This window comes from Agarivorans aestuarii, from assembly GCF_019670125.1.
GTDB lineage: Bacteria > Pseudomonadota > Gammaproteobacteria > Enterobacterales > Celerinatantimonadaceae > Agarivorans > Agarivorans aestuarii.
Genome location: NZ_AP023033.1, coordinates 3,903,345 through 3,923,656 on the forward strand (window position 1 = coordinate 3,903,345; position 20,312 = coordinate 3,923,656).

17 protein-coding genes are annotated in these 20,312 nt (G+C 44.9%); 7 read left to right on the plus strand and 10 right to left on the minus strand.

What is annotated here, in order from left to right; all coding sequences use genetic code 11:
* Positions 1–85 precede the first annotated feature (85 nt).
* From K5609_RS18095 to mrcB, 5 genes are all read right to left on the minus strand, one after another.
* Positions 86–280: a hypothetical protein gene (locus K5609_RS18095; protein WP_016403602.1), complete on the minus strand. Its 195-nt coding sequence runs from the start codon at positions 278–280 to the stop codon at positions 86–88.
* 19 nt (positions 281–299) lie between these two features.
* Complete coding sequence (locus K5609_RS18100; RefSeq protein WP_152784127.1) at positions 300–494, minus strand: hypothetical protein; 195 nt, start codon at positions 492–494, stop codon at positions 300–302.
* Between the two features lie 22 nt (positions 495–516).
* Positions 517–708: a hypothetical protein gene (locus K5609_RS18105; RefSeq protein WP_016403600.1), complete on the minus strand. Its 192-nt coding sequence runs from the start codon at positions 706–708 to the stop codon at positions 517–519.
* A 614-nt stretch (positions 709–1,322) separates the two neighbouring features.
* Complete coding sequence (locus K5609_RS18110; RefSeq protein WP_221074862.1) at positions 1,323–1,976, minus strand: dUTP diphosphatase; 654 nt, start codon at positions 1,974–1,976, stop codon at positions 1,323–1,325.
* 9 nt (positions 1,977–1,985) lie between these two features.
* Positions 1,986–4,385, minus strand: a complete 2,400-nt coding sequence (gene mrcB, locus K5609_RS18115; RefSeq protein WP_246611890.1) for a penicillin-binding protein 1B — start codon at positions 4,383–4,385, stop codon at positions 1,986–1,988.
* 314 nt (positions 4,386–4,699) lie between these two features.
* Between mrcB and K5609_RS18120 the strand changes: the two genes are divergently transcribed.
* Positions 4,700–5,479, plus strand: coding sequence for an IclR family transcriptional regulator (locus K5609_RS18120; protein WP_221074863.1), 780 nt, complete (start codon positions 4,700–4,702; stop codon positions 5,477–5,479).
* Between the two features lie 114 nt (positions 5,480–5,593).
* Here K5609_RS18120 and K5609_RS18125 read toward each other — a convergent pair whose 3' ends face one another.
* The 5 genes from K5609_RS18125 to hrpB form a co-directional block, all read right to left on the minus strand.
* Positions 5,594–7,957: a glycoside hydrolase family 2 protein gene (locus K5609_RS18125; protein ID WP_221074864.1), complete on the minus strand. Its 2,364-nt coding sequence runs from the start codon at positions 7,955–7,957 to the stop codon at positions 5,594–5,596.
* Between the two features lie 252 nt (positions 7,958–8,209).
* Positions 8,210–9,472: an oligosaccharide MFS transporter gene (locus tag K5609_RS18130; protein WP_016403593.1), complete on the minus strand. Its 1,263-nt coding sequence runs from the start codon at positions 9,470–9,472 to the stop codon at positions 8,210–8,212.
* A gap of 505 nt (positions 9,473–9,977) precedes the next feature.
* Positions 9,978–11,165, minus strand: coding sequence for a patatin-like phospholipase family protein (locus K5609_RS18135; RefSeq protein ID WP_246611891.1), 1,188 nt, complete (start codon positions 11,163–11,165; stop codon positions 9,978–9,980).
* A gap of 126 nt (positions 11,166–11,291) precedes the next feature.
* A complete protein-coding gene (locus tag K5609_RS18140; RefSeq protein WP_221074865.1) occupies positions 11,292–11,804 on the minus strand; it encodes an outer membrane beta-barrel protein in 513 nt (170 codons plus the stop codon).
* Between the two features lie 231 nt (positions 11,805–12,035).
* Positions 12,036–14,507: an ATP-dependent helicase HrpB gene (gene hrpB, locus K5609_RS18145; protein ID WP_221074866.1), complete on the minus strand. Its 2,472-nt coding sequence runs from the start codon at positions 14,505–14,507 to the stop codon at positions 12,036–12,038.
* Positions 14,508–15,044: 537 nt separating this feature from the next.
* Between hrpB and K5609_RS18150 the strand changes: the two genes are divergently transcribed.
* The 6 genes from K5609_RS18150 to folK all read left to right on the plus strand — a co-directional run bounded on the left by K5609_RS18150 (position 15,045) and on the right by folK (position 20,260).
* The gene (locus K5609_RS18150; protein WP_281423351.1) at positions 15,045–15,734 is read left to right on the plus strand and encodes a substrate-binding periplasmic protein; all 690 of its coding nucleotides are present in this window, start codon (positions 15,045–15,047) and stop codon (positions 15,732–15,734) included.
* A 140-nt stretch (positions 15,735–15,874) separates the two neighbouring features.
* Entirely contained in the window at positions 15,875–16,576 is a 702-nt protein-coding gene (gene sfsA, locus K5609_RS18155; protein ID WP_221077307.1) for a DNA/RNA nuclease SfsA, read from the plus strand.
* Between the two features lie 331 nt (positions 16,577–16,907).
* A complete protein-coding gene (dksA, locus tag K5609_RS18160; protein WP_016403587.1) occupies positions 16,908–17,351 on the plus strand; it encodes an RNA polymerase-binding protein DksA in 444 nt (147 codons plus the stop codon).
* A gap of 71 nt (positions 17,352–17,422) precedes the next feature.
* Positions 17,423–18,298, plus strand: coding sequence for a tRNA glutamyl-Q(34) synthetase GluQRS (gene gluQRS, locus K5609_RS18165; RefSeq protein WP_221074868.1), 876 nt, complete (start codon positions 17,423–17,425; stop codon positions 18,296–18,298).
* A gap of 160 nt (positions 18,299–18,458) precedes the next feature.
* Positions 18,459–19,757 (plus strand): polynucleotide adenylyltransferase PcnB, encoded by a 1,299-nt coding sequence (gene pcnB, locus K5609_RS18170; RefSeq protein WP_246611892.1) that lies wholly within the window; start codon positions 18,459–18,461, stop codon positions 19,755–19,757.
* Positions 19,758–19,759: 2 nt separating this feature from the next.
* Positions 19,760–20,260 (plus strand): 2-amino-4-hydroxy-6-hydroxymethyldihydropteridine diphosphokinase, encoded by a 501-nt coding sequence (gene folK / locus K5609_RS18175; RefSeq protein WP_016403584.1) that lies wholly within the window; start codon positions 19,760–19,762, stop codon positions 20,258–20,260.
* Positions 20,261–20,312: the final 52 nt, after the last annotated feature.

The following is a 20,312-nucleotide window of genomic DNA, read 5'->3' on the forward strand; positions in this document are numbered from 1 at the left end:
TCACTTACTGGGTGTGATTGGTATTAAACTCCCCATTAAAAAAGGCGATGTAAATCTACATCGCCTTTTTTAGTATTCTCAGTGCTTAACAAAAAGGTGATTGCACTTCGCCACGCAAGGCTTCACGCTGGCAGGTATGGCGGTCATTACCGCTAGTGCCTATTTGCACACTACCTTGCAAACTACTTGCTGGGGTAAATGAGGCTTGGCTAGCTGCGCTAAACATCAAGGCAGAACCAAACACTACACTCAATATTGCTGAACTTAATGCTTTCATCATTCTTCTCCTTCCCTAATTATTAACAAAATGGCGATTGAACTTCGCCGCGCAGCGCTTCACGCTGACAGGTATGACGGTCGATACCGCTAGTACCTATTTGCACGCTACCTTGCGCGCTATTTGCTGGGGTAAAAGAAGCCTGGCTTGCTGCACTAAACATTAAGGCTGAACCAAACACTACACTAACTAAACTGGTGGTTAACGCTTTCATCATCATTCTCCTAAAACTTATCTACTTAACAAAACGGCGACTGTACTTCGCCACGTAATGCTTCGCGTTGACAGGTATGACGGTCTATTCCACTGGTACCGATATTAGTGCTTCCTTGCGCCCCATTAAGGGGACCAACCGCCGCCTGACTCGCAGCGCTAAACATTAAGAACGAACCAAAAACTACGCTTAACATTGCTGACATAACGGCTTTCATTTTATTTCTCCTAGTAATGGCTTAACTCTGTATAGCCATGACCAAGAAGACCTAGCTGTCTACTAGGTTATTTCAAAGAAATTTAATTTTTTTTAGAAAAAAGTGAGAGAAAAAGGAAAAGTTATGGTTTTTCTAGCAGTTAGATACAGAAAAAATGAGACACGTGAGATTTTAATGCGGGGTAAAGATTAAGCGCTTAAGACAATTAAGCGCTTTTTAAACAACTAAACAATCACTGAATGAAAGATTATTTAGCATTATTGCGGGTTCGTTTATCGCTCGATTTACTTGGACAAAAACTCGCACCTGATGCACCTCTAAAACTTGAAACAGCCATAATATTTACCTCTACTACTTAAATTGTGAATGTGAAGTTCATCTGTTAACCACACAAATACTAAGGAGCAATAACGAGGCCAATTTTGATATCTTTTTTGATTAGACTAAAAATTCCAGTTTCAAGCTAATGAAAAGCCTACCAATAGTGAAACTATCTATAAAATATGCATGGATTTAGTTTTTTATAATGAATCCAGCAAGATGAGAAGTTGTTGAACAATGCGAATGCACTCACATGTGGCGCAAAACTGCGCCACATTGCAGCAAATGCTACATTATTTAGATTGGCCGTAGCGTTGATGTAAGGCTTGATACAAGTCGTCTTGAAAACTTAATGCCGAAGCATCTAAGTTAGCCATTAGCTCAACCAAATGCTCGTTATCTTCTCTGCCATCCCATACTTTGCGGTAAGTACCTTGTTTGTATCCATTATCTTGGCGGAAGAAATTAAGCACGTTTTTACTCACGTATTGCTGATAAAGATCCAGCCAGCTCATCTTACAATCCACCAACAAAGCCGAGAACAAGCCAATACTGGTGCGTTTAGCGGCAGCTAAACCAATAAGCAATTCAAGCTTTTCTAATAAATTAAGCTGGCTAAACTGCCATTGTTTGCCATCAAACTGCACAGTGCTTTGCTCAATATTCTCAAAAATGTAAGTCTGAGCGGGTGCATGTTCGCCATCTGATTGCAGCAGTAACTCAGACAATACAAAGTGCCAAATATCTACTAGCTCCATTTGTAGCTGTTCTAGGTCGCAGTCTTGTTTCTTCCACCACTTCCAACCATGATGCTCAATGGCTTCTGCGCCTTCAATAACTACCGCACGCAAAAATGGCGAACGAGTAGTTAGCCACTCTGGGTTCACTTTGGCGTTCATGTTGTCTTGTAGCTGCAACATAATTTGCGCTTGGTTTGCTTGTAACATTCCAGATCCTTAATTAAATAAACTTTGTAGCCACGTTTTGGCCTTTGTTGCACTTTGTTGCACACAGCCTTCAGCTAATTCAGCTTGGCTGCTAGGTGCAGGCAGTAAGCTTGTTTCACCACAGCCGGCAGAAGTTGGATGCCCATTCGCTTTGGCAAAATGTACCCAGCTAAGGTTATCGGGTTGCATGGCTCGTAGCGGCTGTGGATACGAGGTTTTGAGATATGCCGCATACACTGGTAATGCCGCTGAAGAACCGGTAACTGCTGCGGGCTTATTGTCGTCTCGCCCAACCCAAACCGTAACAATCTCTCGCTGGTCTATGCCCACATACCAACTGTCGCGCAAATCGTTAGTGGTGCCCGTTTTGCCCGCCAAATCAACCTTAGGAATGCGCCACTTGAGCGAGCGCGCAGTGCCACTGCGAGTCACTTGGCTCATGCCATACAGCGTGAGGAAGTTGGCCATTTCAGACCAGCGGCGCTCTGCGTCATTATCAGCTTTATACAATATATTGCCTTGGCCGTCGTTCACTTGGTGCACGGCATAAAGTGGGCGATACTCACCGTCCCCACCTAGGGTTTGATAAAGCTGTGCCATTTGAAATGGCGACAGGCTTAAGCTTCCCAAAAGTATCGACGGATAAGGGCGAGTATTCTCCTCCAAGCCAGCCAACTTTAAGGTATCAACGACTGAATCGACCCCCACTTCAAGGCCTAAGCGCACCGTGGGTACGTTAAGTGACTCAGCCAAGGCACGCACTAACATCACAGGCTCACTAAAGCTCTTATCGTAGTTGTTAGGCTGCCAATTGGTGCCATCATCTAAAGGCACCGCCAAGGGGCTGTTTTCTAACAATTCACCTAACTGATGCCCTTGCTCTATTGCGGTAAGATAAACAAAGGGTTTAACTAAGGAGCCAATTTGGCGGCGCGCATCTAATGCCCGGTTAAACCCTTGGTTATTCTTTTCTCTGCCACCAATTAGCGCGCGAATCGCGCCAGTATGGCGTTCACTAATCACCATGGCAGTTTGCAATTGCTTTTTCGCCCCCTTGTCTAACTGCTCTAAAACATTTTGCGCAGCGCTTTGAGCATGACGTTGTGATAGCGGATCCAGCGTAGTAAATACCTTCACACCGTTGTAATTACGCCAGTTGTTAGCATGCTGCTGCAGCTCTCGGCGAACCAGCGATACAAAGCCTGGCGTTTTCTGATAGCCCATGCTGCCACGCTTACTCAAACCTAATGGTTTTTTCACAGCCAGCTGATAACGCTCGGCCGACAACTCACCTTCTTCGGCTAATATGCGTAAAACCAAGTCTCGACGATTTATCGCGCGCTGTTCATGGCGCCATGGATCGTAATATGAAGGGCCTTTAATAATGGCCACTAACAAAGCCACTTGCTCCACCGATAAATCATTCACTGGGCGACCAAAATAGAAATAACTGGCGAGGCCAATACCATGCACCGCATTACTACCATTTTGCCCAAGATACACTTCGTTAAAATAGCTCTCTAAAATCTCATCTTTGCTGTAGCGAAAATCGATGAGTAGCGCCATGTAGGCTTCTTGCAACTTACGCCATAAGGTACGTTCGCGCGTTAAAAAGAAGTTTTTAGCCAACTGTTGTGTAATCGTGCTACCGCCTTGTACCGTGCGTCCGGCACGCAAATTCACCACTAAGGCGCGAGCAATCGCCATGGGTGACACTCCGTCATGCTCATAAAACTGGCGATCTTCGGTAAGTATCAAGGCCTGCTTTAAGCTTGCTGGAATATCATTTAAAGGCACAAATAGCCGGTCTTCTTGCTCTGTCACATTCAGGCGTTCAAGCAATACTGGGTCAAGTCGGGTTTGAGCAATCTCTTCGCCAGTATCACGGTGCTGAATTTTAGCCAAACGTGAAGGGCTAAAAGTGAGTAGCATCGGCAACTCGGGCTCTACACCATCGGCAAACTCAAATTGGCGACGTACTACCTCAATTTTGGTTTCCGATACCGCATATTCACCACCACGTTTAGCGCGTTTTACTTTGCGATAATTTAGTAGCGCCAACTCATCTTGCAGCTCTTTTCTGCTTAGGCGTAAACCAGGATAGAGCTGTAGCTCTCGGCCATACACCGCTGCCGGCAGTTGCCACTTATCGCCAGTAAAACGCTGCTGAATTTTGCTGTCTAGTACCACACCCCAAGCAACCATAATGACAATGCCAACTACTGCTAGCTTCCAACTAATGCCCCACAAGCGTTTTCCCCATGAAGGCTTAGCATTTTTTTTAGCGCTTGAGCGCGATTTAGAGGTCTTTTTAGCTGGAGTACGTTTACTTTTGCTAGCCGGCTTCTTTGCCGAGGCTTTTTTGGGGCTTGGCTTTTTGGCCGAGCTATCGGGCTTCTTGGGACTCATACTGCCTTACTGCTTAATCAAACCTTAGGGAATGGCCTGCAATAGATAATGCGAGAAAAAGGCAGGCCAAAAGTGCTGTTAGGATACTCCCACTAGCCCAATTTTTTAAGCACAAATATAAGCATGCTACGCAGATACTTGTTTCTGGATAAACAAAAGCGAAGCTATTAATTAAACGCGCCTCATAAGGCTGTTTAAACAACTCGCTGTTACACAACAAAAATCAGCTCTAAGACTAAAGCTGTGATTATTTTTCTTTAAATCAGCTCGCTGTTAACATAGGCAAACTTTGGGTTGTAAAAGTTAAACGACGAATGGATAAGAAATCGCCTGCTACTAACAAATACGCTGTGCCTGCGCTAGATAAAGGCTTAGATATTTTGGAATACATGGTTAGCCAAGAATTGCCAAAATCTCAAACCGAGATAGCCACAGCACTTGCTAGAGGCGCCAACGAAATCTATCGCGTATTGGTTGGTTTAGAAGCAAGAGGCTACTTAATTAGAGATGAAGTATCAGGTAAATATCGCGCCTCGTTAAAAATTTACAACCTGTCTCGCCGCATTTCTCCAATTGATAAAATGCGCCAGTGCGCCCTGCCGCACATGGAAGACTTGGCTTTTTCATCTGGTCACTCTTGCCACCTAAGCATGTTGTATCAAAGCCAAGCCATGGTGATAGTGCATGCTCAAAGCCACGATCCAGTGTCGATTAATATTGCCGAAGGTTCACTTTTTCCTACCAGCGCCACCGCCTCTGGACGTGTATTGCTGGCGAACAGTAAGCCCGATGTACAAGCAATGATTTTGGAGCGCGACCAGCACTACCAACAAATGAAAGCCGCGCAACGCAAACTGTTCATTCAGCAACTCGCTTTAATCAAGCAAAATGGAACCTACTCTGCTGCCAATGAGCTCACAAAAGGGGTATATGAATCTGCAGTATTGGTGGGAGAGCCAGAAGGCTTAGTGATCGCCTCTTTAGCCATTACGACGCTCAACTCAACTGCTACAGATGAGCACTCGGCAAGCTCAGAGCTAATAAGCAAAGCCCAAGCGACTGCCAAGCAGATTACTCAGCAATTGGGTTGTTAGTCGCTCGCTAAAACCACAGCGATGAAGGCTCACCGCTGTGGTTGTAACTTAGGCCTAAAAAGCCACATCTCTCTCACTAAGAACAGCTAATTTAAGCCCATGCCATATGCAAGCTTATTTAAACTCCCACATATCTGGCCAGTAACGGTAAACACTGTGGCCATATTTATCTAGGCGCGCTTGTGCCTCGGCTAAATAGGCCAAACTTTGCTGTTTGGCGGTAAGCTGGTCACCCACTAACAAGCGGTAAGCATTGCTTGCTAAACTTTCTCCCTGTTGATTTTTTAGCGCCAATCTCACTTCAAATTCGCCGCTTGCATCGTTCGGTAAGCGCCATTCCAGCTCAGAAAATTTAGCCGAGCTGTCAGCCAGCACATCCAAGTTAATACAGTTGCTGGCACAAACCTGCCCTTGATAGACAACTTGCCACTCATAACTTAACTGCTGGTAGGCATGTTGGTAGTCATTCACTACCCACAAGCTGGCCGAAAATACTTCACCCGCTTGCCATCGGCGCTTTTCAAACTGCAAACTTGGTAGCAACGGTTGGTAGGTTCGTTTTAGATAATCAAAACTAATTTTCTTTTCACCATAAAAATCGACCACGCCCCACTTAATATCTGGTACATGGGTAATAAAGTGACAAATTGCTACCCCGCTCATTTTGGGCTTACGGCGGCGATAGGTTTCTAGCGCAAATTGAATCACTGTACCTTGGGCAATTTGAGTGGCTTCTACAAACTCTTCCAAAGAGCCCATTTTGTAGTCATTAAACACTTCAAAATTTAGATTTTTAAGGATATCTATATCTGCCCAATGGTAAGCCCAGCTAGGGCCCATCGGCCACAGTTCATCTTCAGGAATAAACTTTTTAAGGCTTGGTATAGACGGCGCAGAAGCAGCCGTTAGCTCTGGAATAATCGCGCAATCTAAGGCCGGGTAATACTCCTCCATAAACTCTGCCCCACCTTGATAGTAGTGTTCGTTAGCATGGATAGATTCATTCGGCTTAAAGCCCATATTCACTGCTGACTCTGAGCTAAGTGGTGATGCCAAACCATAAGGAACGTTAGTTTGGTCTGCTACCGCTTCGCCAATACGCTCCATTAAAGCTTTATTACCACTTTCTTCGTGAGCCCCTGAGAAAAAGACCTCTTCTCCGCCCATCCAAAAGATTTGCGACGGATGATTACGGCGCTGCTTAACCGTTTCGATGCACTCGTGTAATACCCCACTAATAAACTCAGGATCTTTAGGATAAGCCTGAGTCGCCAAAGTAAAGTTAGTCCAAACGGTGATACCAAGTTCATCACAAATGCGGTAAAAATCCGGTACTTCTGGTGGGTGCCAACCAAAGATACGCAAGTTGTTGATGTTGGCCTGCTTAACCATGGCTAAGCGGTCTTCATATTTGCTTAGGCTATTTTGACCATATAGAAACGAAGGTTGGCCTCCCCAACAAGCCGAACGTAAGAAATGCTTTTTACCGTTGATAACAAAGGTCCATGGAAACTCGGCCTGCTCGCGCGAATAGCCCGGATTAAACGCCATGCTAACCTCACGTAAGCCGATGACTTCTGCGCAGCTGTCGACGGGCGTATCGTCAATTTTGACTTCCACCTGCAAATTATAAAGGTGTTGCTGTCCCATATCCCAAGGCCACCATAACTTGGCATCTTCAACTTTGATGGTGTGGCTACAAGTGTTTATACCGGGAGCCAACTGATGAACAGACTGTTGGTATATTGTTTCGGTTTGACAATTTTTGCCCGACAACTGTGAAAGCAAAGTAACTTGCTTAGGCTCCGAGCTGTAATTAGTAACTTCGTAGCTGGCATTAACAAGCGCAGTGTTGCTATTCTCAAGTCGAACATCACTACGGATGCTTGATATTTTAAGCTGTTCAGATGCTACCACTCGCACCGGGCGCCAAATGCCAAATGGCACTAATCCAGAGAAATAGTCGCCCGAAAAGTTAACCTTTTTACCGCCACAATTTCGGTAATTTTTAGGTGGAGGATCAAGCTTAATCATCAGCATATTGGCACCACCACGCCAATCTTCAAAGCTAACCACATCACTTACGTCAAACTCAAAGGCAGAAAACATGCCTTCGTGGCGCCCAAGGTGCGTGCCGTTTAGCCACACATCACAGCTGTAATCTACACCCTCAAACTGCAGTACAATCTTTTTACCTTGCATCGATTCAGTAACCGCAAAACGATGGCAGTACCACCACTCATACTCGGCCACCCATTTAGCCCGATGCATATTGCGGCCAAAATACGGATCGGCAATTTCATTAGCACGCCAAAGATCGGTATAAACATCGCCAGGAACGGTCGCAAAATTCCAGCTAAAGTGCGTACCTTGATACTCAGCAGGTAACAAATGTAAGCCTTCTTTTATACCTTGACCGGGCCGCATTCGCTCCATCTGCCAACGGCAGCCGCTCAATTCAATCACTTCTCTAGTCATTTCGCCCTCAAGCTTCAAATAGAAATAATATATTTATATATAAATATATTATTCACCAAGCAATAAGATCAATTGAAAAAAGCGCCAAATATGATCCTGCTCTAAATAAATAGCGGGTCTTAAGCAAACGTATAAGCCTCTTCAAAGGCTTGGCTTCAAGTGAAAATTAAAGGGGAGTGCGCCAGCTAGCAGCTACAAAAAAAGGGCTCAGCAAAAGCTGGCCCCAAACAAGGAGAACAAAAACAGATAGATTTAATTAGCTATAGCGCTATTGGCTGCGGGCGCTTGTGACTTTGTGCTAAGCGTAAACATGGCTAACACCGTGGCAGCGGCGGCAAACAAACCAAAATAGATATAACTCCAAGGGAAGCCATATTGGTCGTACATGCTGCCCATAACCGGTGACGCAATGGCGGTCATTACATTGTTAACTACTTGAAAACCAAACATATAAGTAAAGGAGTTAACTTTTCTGTCGAACTGTTCGGCGGTGTACGCAAATACCGAAATAATGAGCATTGGATTCACAATACCAAATAGCAATTTAGCCACCAGCGCTAAGTAAAAATTCTTCTCGCCTAAGCCAGCGTAACCAATCATTAATAACACCGCAGAAATGCCCGCAGCAGTTAATACTAAACTGCCTTTTGCCCCCACCTTTTTAATGATCAATGGCACCGCCATACTGAAGAAAAACAAAAAGATCGCGGTTATGCCATCCATGCTAGAACTAAATGAAATGCCTTCTTCTTGGGTGGGAAAGAAGCTTATAAAGTAACGAGTAAACTGGGTCATCGACGTCCAAAACACCACTGAGATGGTGCCTGCATAGGTCATAAAGGCCCACATTTTTGGCTGCTTAAGTAAAGCAATCACATCGGCTTTCTGGATCTTCTCTTGGGAAATAACCTCATTATCTAAGCCGTCTAAGTGGCGCACTTTAAGCAGCAAGGTACACAACAGCATGAGTACTGCAGAAACGCTGCACGCGTGGAAAATAAGATCTGGATTAATGTTATACAAAAAGCCAGCTAACACTGCCGACACGCCCCAAGCTGCAATGCCAAAACCATTCACAATACCAAAGTCACTGGCGTGGCAGCGAGCAAAGCGGTCACTGTAAGAAGCAATCACACCACTTCCTGCCTGAAACAGCATTCCCAAATACACAGAGCCAACCACAATACCAAGTGCAAAGGTTGCGCTGTTTGCCAACAAAGGACCATAGACATAAATATAGAACGGCCCAATGGCTAAACTCAGTACTGCAATAAAATAAATTAGGTGCTTTTTAAGCCCTAACTTATCCAATATGTAACCAAAGGCAGGTTTAAACAATACGGCTATGCCGGTTTGCAAACCAAACAACACTCCTATCTGCGAGCCATCAATACCCACGCGATCATTTAGCCAAACTGAAAACAACGATCCGGAGCTTAAAGACCAGAAAAAGTTATAGAAGAAATACATTAGGCAGATTTTAGCCATGGCAACGCGGTTACTATCGGTTTTCATCGAAACTCCATTTGCTTAGTCGCAACACAGTAAATACTGAATGCCGCGGTGAAATTGATGAAGTTGATACTGCCAATGATGTAAATAATCCAAGCATCCATTTACTGCACTTCCCTGCTCTGCAAACCCAACCTCAAGGATTCATTTGTAAATAAACTATTTATATATAAATAAACAACAGGCAAACGCTTAATTTATGATCTCTACCCCATCCCATAGGCAATATTGGCTTAATAAGAACTATAAGAGCAATAAAGTGTTCCCAAAGTGATAGTCAATCCTAGTCAGCGAAGCTTACAAGAGCAGAGTAAAGAGGGTGGCACAAGCGCCAGACAACCTTGCCGCAGAATGCAGAGCTAGAAAAACCACTTCATGAGAAAAGCTAGGGGATGACCAAGCTAGTTTTGTCTCGGCGTCAGCGAGCTACTGCATAAAATTAATACGCAGTAGGCATTATACGGCGCGCGTTACACAGTGCGTATTTTTGCTTGGCGATGCGGCGGGTTTATTGAACATGCTGCAAGCTAGGAGGTACATCTTCCCATAAAGATTCAGCTATGGTTTTCTGGTAGCCGTATTGGTAAAGGCTGGTCATGTACTCTTTGGTAAAAGCTTCATCACTTATTTTAGAAAAGTCATTATCGATATAGGCAAGCCTAAAGCTCATTTGATTGTGTTGAGCAAAGTGATAAATATGCTCTACATCGCCAATTCCTTGATTGCGGATGATAGTTGAAATGGAACGTAAACCGATATCTGTAAGGTTATTATTGGTGACTTGATAATGTGGTTTTAACAAGCCATTGCGAATGACAAAGACATGCTGAGGATTACGTTCAAAGGGTAGGTTGTAGTAAGCCCATTGAGGCACCAAAAACACTTGCCGAGATACGCCACCGTCTACGTGTAATTCTTCGAAGCGCTGCTGCCCATCGTCAATAACAATGCTTTTTGCTGGAAATGCACCTGGCACAGAACTACTAGCAATAATGATATTTTGAATCAGTGTGATGGCCTCGTCACTGCCTACTTGAGCAATCTTTCCCACATCCCACAAAGACATTTTTTCGTTATCCAGATTGGTTGTTCCAATAACTAATAAACGTCCTTTAGCCCGCTGCTCTGCTAACTGCTTAACAATGTCGGCATCAATGTAACTTCTTACTTGATCCTCAAAGCCTGCGGTATCAAGTACTGCTTCCCCACGCAGTAAGCTCCAAATGCTTTTAACCTGAAACAAACTGCTCATTGGCGTTTCGGTATAATAATTTTTTAGGGTTGAATCATAGCCACTGCCCAAATACGCAAAAACCGAGACAATCGCGCCGGTTGATACCCCAGTCACCAAGTCAAACTCCGGCCTATCACCGTTGGCCGTCCAAGCGTTCAATACACCAGCCGAAAAAGCACCGTTTACTCCACCTCCCGACAACGCCAAGTGGTAAATATCACTTCCCACACCGTTATTTCGCGCTCGGCTGTCGAGGATACTTTGATACTCTTGCTCAATATTATGCTCAGTAATTTCGGTGCTTTCGCCATCCCAATATCGCAACCCAGCGGTGGCTAATGGATACATTAACTCAGATTCTTGAGCAGCATTTCTCTCTGGTGAACTGCAGCCAACGGCCATAAACAGCAGTAAAGCTAAGCAAAACCTTGAACGTATTGAAATAAGCGGGAGCGTAGACAAAGAAAAGCACTCCAATTGAAGTAAATGAATAGAATAATCGTAACAGAAAGCAAGACAAATAAATTTAGTTATTACTGTAAATAAGAGCTAGGGCTAACATCCATGCTCAGCCCAAACTGAGCAAAATTAGAAACGGTAATCTACCGACATATAAACTTGCTGCGTATCGTTTATTTTAACTCCGTGCAATTGATAATCTTGGTCTAAGTAACGGTAAGCAAGTTCTGCACTCCAGTTACTATTGATGCGATACATCACACCAGCTTGTCCGCCCCATACAAATTCTGTGGAGCTTTGATTATTAATTTCGCTGTCTGCCGCACCAATAGAAGCACCAGCAAATACACTAAATTTCTCACTAACTGGATGGATGTAATCGTAAGATGCTAAAAAGGTATTTTGACTTAGTTCATCCATGTAAGCATAAGTGCCCATCACACGGTGATTTTCGTTGATGATGGCACCACCACGCAATTGAAAAGTTGCGTCATCATCTCCGCCAGTATATTCACCTTTGATATTGTCAGCTTGATAACCAACACCACCACCAACAAACCAATCTACATCTGCGTTAGCTGCGTGAGCGCCTACAGAAACTGAAGAAATAATTAGTGCGCTCAATATAGTCTTTTTATTCATAGTGTTTATTCTCGCCATTTGTAAAGAATCATCATTGGTTAACTCTAATGAGATAACCAAACCGTATTAAGAAGTAACTCTTCCTTAATAACGCGTTAAGCAGCTCGCTGTTGATTGACGACTGCCGGCACATAATACCGATACAAATTGTTTGGATATAGCATCGCCAACATCACAAACTGTCACGAATAACATTACAATATAGTGATTATAAAATGCTGAAGGTTTTACTTACTTGGATAAATTAAGCTGACGTTTAGTTTTATGAGTGGCTTGAGCACTAACGGGATCGTCAGGCCAAGGGTGTTTTGGATAACGCCCTTTCATCTCTTTTTTCACTTCTACATAGGCTGACTGCCAAAAGCTGGCTAAGTCTTGAGTAAGCTGCAGCGGCTTACCACCCGGTGACAATAGCTCTAAGGTAATCGCTATTTTGTTTCCTAATTGCGGCGACTGCGGCTGACCAAACATTTCCTGCAATTTTATCGACACCACCGGAGCATCACCTAGCTGATAGCGAATAGCTGCGCGATTCCCAGAAGGGGCTAAATAATGGCTGGGTACCAAGCTTTCTATCTGCTGTTGTTGTTGCCAATCCAGCCGAGATTTTAAAGCCGCAAGCCAATCAATACTTTTTAGCTGCTGCCAAGTTCTGCAAGTGCTTAAGTGCATATTTAGCCACTGTTCAGCATCATCTAACAGCGCTTCATCGCTAAAATCGGCCATCGCCAAATCACTAAACCACTGTTGGGCGCAGCGGGTGCGCTCTAACCAAGCACTGGTTTTGTGGTTAAGCGGCAACCAACTAATACCTTTACGTTCAATTTGTTCCAGCCAAGCCTTAGCGACTAACTCGGGCTCTAGCTGCTCGGCGGCTTGAGCGCTTAATACTAACGCGCCTAGGCGTTGTTGTTTCTCCGCAACAATTCGCTTGGCGGTTTCAGACCATTGGCAATGCAATTGAGTGCTAAAACGCTCAGCCTGCAGGTTTTTTAACTCGCTAAGATCGAGCTTACAGGCCAAGGCAACCTTGCCTTGATTGCGCCCCTCTGGCCAATATAAATCGCAAACCACCATGGCATCTAGCTTGGCTAAGTGATGCTGCTGTTCATGCAACTCCAAACCAAAGCCGCCACTGCAGGTATAACTGCGCCCCTGGCGTTTAAGGGCAATCCGATCGGGAAAAGCTTGCGCTAACAATAAGCCATCCCACTTAGCATCAATGTCGCTGGCAGGTTTTACCTTAAAGCGCTGTGCTAATTGCTTAAGCTGTTGCTGATATTGCTGTTTAGCGGCCCCCACTAGCTCTGTTTGCGCTTGGCTAATTTGATCGCTTTTGTGCGAGCTATTGTTATCCAGCAATGCAGCCAGCTGACAAGCTCGCCACAGCAAACCGTTTACATTGTGTTGCTGTTGCCAAACTTGTGCTTGGTCTAACATCGCCAACATACGGGGGCCAACGCCACTATTGCTTAAGTGCTCTGCACGCTCACTTAATCGGTCATTTTTAAGAAGTTGTAGTTCGCTGAGCAACTGCTTGGCTTGGCCAAGATGAGCTTTAGGTGGCATGTCTAACCACTGCAGCTCAGCGGCATCTGCTCCCCACTGCATTAACTCAATAACTAAGCGACTTAACTCGCTGCGAGTAATTTCTGGACTTGCAGCAAAGGGGCGATGATTTAACTGTTCTTCACTGTAAGCGCGATAACAATGGCCAGCCTGTAAACGCCCAGCTCGACCGGCACGTTGAATCGCCGATGCCTTGCAAATCATCTTCGTTTGCAAACGCGTAGTGCCGCTGCTGGCATGGTAACTGGCTTGCCGCTCTAGGCCGCTATCAATCACGCAGCTAATTCCATCAATGGTTAAACTGGTCTCAGCTATATTGGTCGCAAGTACCACTTTACGTTTGCCTGCCTGAGCCGGGCGAATAGCAGCCTGCTGCTCGGCTAAGCTCAGCTTGCCATACAAGCTGTGTAACTCTTGCTCGGCAGATAAGCTTGGCCTTAGTTGTTGTTCTATTTGACGTATCTCTGCATTACCCGGCAAAAATACCAATACGCTGCCCGTTTGCTCGGCCAAGGCCTTTGTCACTAACTGGGCAAGTTGCTCACTCCATTGCCAATCTCGCTTAATAGAATGATAGCTATAAGTAATGGGAAAACTGCGACCTTGGCTTTCTAGTAATTGCGCATCGGGCAATAACTTGCTTAAAGCATCACTTTCTAGAGTGGCCGACATAATCATTAGCTTTAATTCTGGATTAAAAGCTTGCTGCACTTCTAGGCTAAGCGCTAAACCTAAGTCGGCATGAATGCTGCGCTCGTGAAATTCATCAAATATCACCATGGCAACCCCGCTTAGTTCGGGATCGCTTTGAATCAAACGGGTGAGTATGCCTTCGGTTACCACCAGCAGTCGAGTTTTAGCCGATTGGCGATTATCACCACGCATTTGATAACCAACTCGCTCTCCCACCGCTTCGCCTAATTGGCTTGCCAAAAACTCGGCAATGTTTCGCGCCGCCAAACGCCTTGGCTCCAGCAAAATAATTTTGCCGTTTAAGCCAGCTTGTTGCAGCAGCATTAAAGGCAAAGCGGTTGATTTCCCCGCCCCCGGAGGCGCGCACACAATAAATTGCTGCCGTTTAGCTAAACCGGCCAATAAATCTGGGAATATTTGGGTTACTGGTAACTCACTCAAAGCTGTTCCTAAAACGCAGGGCCATTTAACCCGCCTAGTTTACCCAAACACTTGCGACTACCCAAGCAAGTGTTTGATGAACTGGTTTACGACCGCTCTGAAGACTAATATAAGAAATAGGGTTAAACTCAAAGCCAAAAGCTAGTGTACTAACATTTGCTCTAGCTAGGGCCTGTTGATCTTTAGAGCTGATTTTTTCAGCTGTTTGTGGCTTATAAATACAAGGCGGAGGCTTTGATGTGTAGCTAGCTTGCATGAGAAGCCGATAACGCAGTAGCAATGAGTCACAAACGCTGCCCGAAGGGTTCAGCTAAAATCGTTTTACGCTTTATTAAGGGGCATTTGCTTAGAATAACTAGGCTTCGCACTCCTTGCAGCGCTTAAAACGATTTTATCTCGAACAAAATTTAACCGCGAAAGGTCAACAGAGCCTAGCAAAGGGAAGTTAAAATAATTGTGTTTTCAAAAATTTGTGTTTTTTTGAACATTCTCATTATTGGACTTTTAGCCCCCCTCATCAGTAATGCCCAAGAGCCAATGCATGGCAATACGATAAATTCGTGGCCCCCCTATATGTTTCTTGAAGATGGCCGCATAAGTGGCATAGCAACAGATATTGTTAAGGCCACTTTCAAAAAAGCCAACATAGAGCTTGAATTGGATACCTACCCTTGGGCTAGAGCTTATCAGATAACCTTAACCCAAAAAGACACGCTAATTTATATGTTGTACCGGACAGAAGACAGAGAATCTTTATTCAAATGGGTTGGTCCAATAGTCCCTGCGCAACCCATGTATTTCTATAAACTGAGAAGTCGCTCGGAGATAAAAATAAGTTCGCTGGAAGACGCTAAACAATACACTGTAGGAGTGGTTAGAAACGTAGCTAACCATAAGTTTTTACTTAAACAAGGTTTCGAAGAGGGTAAGAACATTGCTGCAGTCACCAACCCACAACAAAACCTAAAAAAATTGTTGGCTGGTAGAATCGACCTACTTATCGGTAGCGAGTTAACCCTAGCGATGCAAATGAAAGAGCTCGGGGCCTCGATGCAGGAGATAGAGCCATCTTTCAACCCAATTGAAACCCAAGCTGGCTACATAGGTTTTAACTTGCAAACCTCAGATGAAAGAATCCAACGCTTGCAACATGCCTTAGACTCCTTGCAAGAAGATGGCACAGTAAAAGAAATACAAGATAAGTACATTAATAGATACCTACAATAAGCCCGAATCTAATGAGCGCTCACCACTTATTAACCGCAAGCCTATTAGCTCTGGCAAACTAAGCGCTTGCTGCTTGGCTAAACAAGAGCAATCAATCAGTGATAGCATTAGAGCACGATGTAATCATTCAGAAAAACTGCATGTCATTTGAATCACCGCTAAAACTCGCCACACTAGTTAAACGCTATAAACGCTTTCTCGCCGACGTAATATTAGAAGATGGCAGCGAAACCACTATATACTGCGCGAACACAGGCGCAATGACAGGCTGTGCTGAGCCAGGAAACACTGTTTGGTATAGTCAATCAAACAACCCTAAACGTAAGTACTCACTTAGCTGGGAGCTCAGCATAACTAAGGATGGAGATACTATTTGCGTGAATACCGCCAAAGCAAACGAGTGGGTTGAACAAGCGATTAAACAAGACATAATTACCGAGCTAAGCGGTTATGCTCAGCTTCGCCGCGAAGTAAAATATGGCAGCGAAAACAGCCGCATCGATTTTTTGCTGGAAGACCCAAAGCGTGAAAAGTGCTACATAGAGGTGAAGTCTTGTACCTTGCTGCAAAACGGTAAAGGCTACTTCCCAGATGCAGTAAGCACCCGCGGTCAAAAGCATTTACGAGAACTAATTGAAATGAAGCAACAAGGTCATCGCGCGATATTGTTGTTTGCCGTATTACACAGTGGAATAAATACTGTTCAAGCTGCTGCTCACATCGACCCAAGTTACGCAAAATTACTAGAATTAGCTAAGCAACAAGGGGTAGAAGTATTGGCATACAAAGCCAAACTAAGCCCTCAGCAATGCAAGCTAGATCATGCCGTGCCGGTGTACTAGATCGGTTAGTGCTATACTGACTTGTACATTAATATTTACATGAAATTGAGCTAAGTTTGACTCATGGCAAACTGGAACATTTTGCAAATAACGGCTAGATGATAGGGATGACGGTGACATTTTTATGACAACATCAGCAAAACATTTACTACTTTAGAGGGGTGGTCAAAAAAACAGCAAACAGTCTAATTTCTTTTACCGAGCTTAGGCAGAATTGGCAAATTCATGGCAATTCATTTGCGGTACGTTAGCCTTTCTGCTATAGATACCCGCCTAATTTACATCCTCGACTGTTTAACGAAAAAAGTCGTACGGAATTTGGGAGAGAAGTATGCCAGACGGCAAAAAGAAAACACTAGGTGTGCTCTCTATCGCAGGGGTTGAACCATATCAAGCTCAGCCTGGCGAAGAGTACATGAACGATGCTCAGTTAGACCACTTCCGAACTATTCTTGAAGCGTGGCGCAACCAACTTCGTGAAGAAGTTGATCGCACTGTAACGCATATGAAAGACGAAGCGGCTAACTTCCCTGATCCAGTTGACCGCGCAGCGCAAGAGGAAGAATTCAGCCTTGAACTTCGTACTCGCGACCGCGAACGCAAGCTGATCAAGAAAATCGAGAAGACCTTACTTAAAATTGAAGATGACTTCGGCTTTTGTGATGCCTGTGGTGTGGAAATCGGCATTCGCCGTTTAGAAGCTAGACCAACAGCTGATCTGTGTATCGATTGCAAAACCTTAGCTGAGATCAAAGAGAAACAACTGGTCGGCTAGTTTTTGTTTAAAGCCAAGGCAGATAAGCTAATCACTCTATCTGCCTAGCTTTATATTGTAAGAATTTTACTATGAGCGCTAAGCCCTACGTAGGCCGTTTTGCCCCTTCCCCTTCTGGCCCCTTGCACTTAGGCTCTTTAGTTGCCGCCGTTGGCAGCTACTTGCAAGCTCGTCATCACCATGGTCAATGGTTAGTTCGCATTGAAGACATCGATCCACCGAGAGAACAAGCCGGTGCGAGTAAACTTATCCTGCAACAGCTAGAACAGTTTGGTCTGCATTGGGATGGTGAGGTCTTATATCAAAGCCAGCGCCTAGAAGCATACCAAGATCAAATTGACCGTTGGCTAAACCAAGGCAGTGCTTACTTTTGCCAATGTACCCGCAAGCAAATAAAAGCTTCTGGCGGCTACTACCTTGGCACTTGTCGCAATCTACAGCTAAGTGGCCAAGATCATGCCGTGCGATTACAAAGCGCGCGGGCCATTGAACAATTTAAAGATGTGGCTTACGGCACAGTAAATATTCCAGCCGCCTTAGCCAAAGAAGACTTCATCATAAAACGCCGTGACGGCCTATATGCCTATAATCTAGCGGTGAGTTTAGATGACGCCGAACAAGGGATTACCGAAGTTGTAAGAGGTGCAGATTTAATTCTTACCACCGGTAGGCAGCTGGCCATTTTTGAGCTTTTAGCTAAACCTGCCCCAAATTATTTGCACCTTCCATTAGTGCTTGATGAAGGTGGCAATAAACTCAGTAAGCAAAACCACGCGCCTTCTATTTCGGGCAAGCAAAATCAGCAATTGCTGCTGCAAGCCTTAAGATATTTAGGGCAAACGAGCGAAGCCGACTGGCTTGAACTAAGCTGTGAGCAAATACTAATCAAGGCTCTAGCAAATTGGCGGCTTTCTGCAGTACCAAAAATCTCACTAGACAGCCAGTGAATTAGTTGTATTTCTTTGTAAAAAAGCTATATTAGCGCCTTATTTTTCACCATGTAGATAATGCGCGCTCAAGGGGGCACCCATTTTACGCAAACTCGCCAAAGTATATAAGCGGATCATTAAGCCAAATAGCGCTGAGCCAGTAGGCTTGGAGCAACAGGTGATCCCCCGTGCTGAGCACAATATTTCTCGCCAAGACATCAGCGAAAACGCCCTTAAGGTGCTTTATCGCTTACACAAGTCGGGCTACAACGCTTATTTAGTGGGCGGTGGTGTACGTGACTTATTGCTAGGCAAGCAACCTAAAGACTTTGACATTGCAACCAATGCTACCCCTGAGCAGATTAAAGCCTTATTCCGCAACTGTCGTTTAGTTGGCCGCCGTTTTCGTTTAGCGCACATTTTATTTGGCCGAGAAATTATTGAAGTAGCCACCTTCCGTGGTCATCATGACAGCGCCAATGCCAATACCGAATCAAAACGCAGTGAAGAAGGCATGTTACTGCGCGACAACGTGTACGGCAGCATCGATGAAGATGCAGAGCGTCGTGACTTCACCGTAAATGCGCTGTATTACAATATTGCCGACTTTTCCGTTGTCGACTTTGCGGGTGGTATAAATGATATTGCTGAGCGCCGCTTACAATTAATTGGTGATCCAGAAACGCGCTACCGTGAAGATCCAGTAAGGATGCTTCGCGCTGTGCGTTTTGCGGTTAAACTGGACTTTAGCATTGCGCCTGAAAGCTGTGACCCAATTGCTCAATATGGTCACCTGCTGAAAGATATTCCCGCGGCGCGCCTATTTGAAGAATGTTTAAAGCTATTCTTAGGCGGCGATGGTAAATCTACCTTCAAAATGCTGGCCGATACTCAGCTGCTTTATCCGCTATTCCCGCTGTTAAAACCCTTGTTACAACAATGGGATGAAGATGCACCAGAGCTACGTTTTATGCTCATGGCCTTAGCCAGTACCGATAAGCGGGTACGTGGCGACCAAAAAGTAACACCAGCCTTTGTATTTGCAGCACTGCTGTGGCCACTATTGGAAATAAAGAAAGATGAATTACTCATAGAGCTTTCTTTAGGCGAGCATGACGCATCGGCAATGGCGATGAACTGGTTGCTCGACCAACAGTGTAAGAGCGTAGCGATACCAAAACGCTTCACCACTGGCATTCGCGAAATATGGCAGCTACAGGCTCGCCTAGATCGTCGTTTTGGTAAACGCGCCTTCCAAACCTTTGGTCATCCGCGCTTTAGAGCCGCGTTCGACTTTTTAGAGTTGCGTGCGAAAGCCACTCAAGACAAACACCTTGGCGAGTTGGCCCAATGGTGGCAACAATGGCAACGCAGCAACGAGCAAGGCCGCAATACCATGGTTCGCGAGCTAAATAAAAACTCAGGCCGCAGCAAAAGCCGCCGTCGTCCGCGTAAGCCAAAAAAGACTGACAGTTAATAATGACCACTTGCTTCCTGGCCTTAGGCAGTAATTTAGTCAACCCGCTCCATCAAGCCATCGCAGCTAGGCGTGCTCTAGCTGCCTCGGCTGAACTCGATGTTGTTGCTAGCTCTTCACTGTATCAAAGCCGTCCAATGGGGCCACAAGATCAGCCGGACTATCTGAATGCAGTACTCCAGCTAGAAACTGATTTGGCACCACTCGACTTACTCGACCTTTGCCAAAAGATCGAATTAGAACAAGGTCGCGAACGTAAAGAACAACGCTGGGGCCCTAGGACCCTAGACCTCGATATATTGCTTTACGGCAAACAAATCATCGATACACCACGACTAACCGTGCCGCACTATGGAATGAAGCAGCGAGAGTTTGTATTATTACCGCTCGCTGAAATTGCCAATGATTTATGCTTACCAGACGGAAGTTTGGTGCAACAGTTAGCAGAATCTATCGACAGCAACGGCTTACAAGTTTTTAAATGCCCCCAAGAGTGGGCTTAAAGCTAATATTCACTAACAAATTTGCCTCGTAGTTTGAGGCAAACGGTAACGA

What these genes read in the sequence shown, in the direction of transcription:
- K5609_RS18095 (WP_016403602.1), bottom strand. Translation starts at nt 280, where the DNA reads ATGATGAAAGCATTAAGTTCAGCAATATTGAGTGTAGTGTTTGGTTCT.
- K5609_RS18100 (WP_152784127.1), bottom strand. Translation starts at nt 494, where the DNA reads ATGATGAAAGCGTTAACCACCAGTTTAGTTAGTGTAGTGTTTGGTTCA.
- K5609_RS18105 (WP_016403600.1), bottom strand. Translation starts at nt 708, where the DNA reads ATGAAAGCCGTTATGTCAGCAATGTTAAGCGTAGTTTTTGGTTCGTTC.
- K5609_RS18110 (WP_221074862.1), bottom strand. Translation starts at nt 1,976, where the DNA reads ATGTTACAAGCAAACCAAGCGCAAATTATGTTGCAGCTACAAGACAAC.
- mrcB (WP_246611890.1), bottom strand. Translation starts at nt 4,385, where the DNA reads ATGAGTCCCAAGAAGCCCGATAGCTCGGCCAAAAAGCCAAGCCCCAAA.
- K5609_RS18120 (WP_221074863.1), top strand. Translation starts at nt 4,700, where the DNA reads ATGGATAAGAAATCGCCTGCTACTAACAAATACGCTGTGCCTGCGCTA.
- K5609_RS18125 (WP_221074864.1), bottom strand. Translation starts at nt 7,957, where the DNA reads ATGACTAGAGAAGTGATTGAATTGAGCGGCTGCCGTTGGCAGATGGAG.
- K5609_RS18130 (WP_016403593.1), bottom strand. Translation starts at nt 9,472, where the DNA reads ATGAAAACCGATAGTAACCGCGTTGCCATGGCTAAAATCTGCCTAATG.
- K5609_RS18140 (WP_221074865.1), bottom strand. Translation starts at nt 11,804, where the DNA reads ATGAATAAAAAGACTATATTGAGCGCACTAATTATTTCTTCAGTTTCT.
- K5609_RS18150 (WP_281423351.1), top strand. Translation starts at nt 15,045, where the DNA reads ATGCATGGCAATACGATAAATTCGTGGCCCCCCTATATGTTTCTTGAA.
- sfsA (WP_221077307.1), top strand. Translation starts at nt 15,875, where the DNA reads ATGTCATTTGAATCACCGCTAAAACTCGCCACACTAGTTAAACGCTAT.
- dksA (WP_016403587.1), top strand. Translation starts at nt 16,908, where the DNA reads ATGCCAGACGGCAAAAAGAAAACACTAGGTGTGCTCTCTATCGCAGGG.
- gluQRS (WP_221074868.1), top strand. Translation starts at nt 17,423, where the DNA reads ATGAGCGCTAAGCCCTACGTAGGCCGTTTTGCCCCTTCCCCTTCTGGC.
- folK (WP_016403584.1), top strand. Translation starts at nt 19,760, where the DNA reads ATGACCACTTGCTTCCTGGCCTTAGGCAGTAATTTAGTCAACCCGCTC.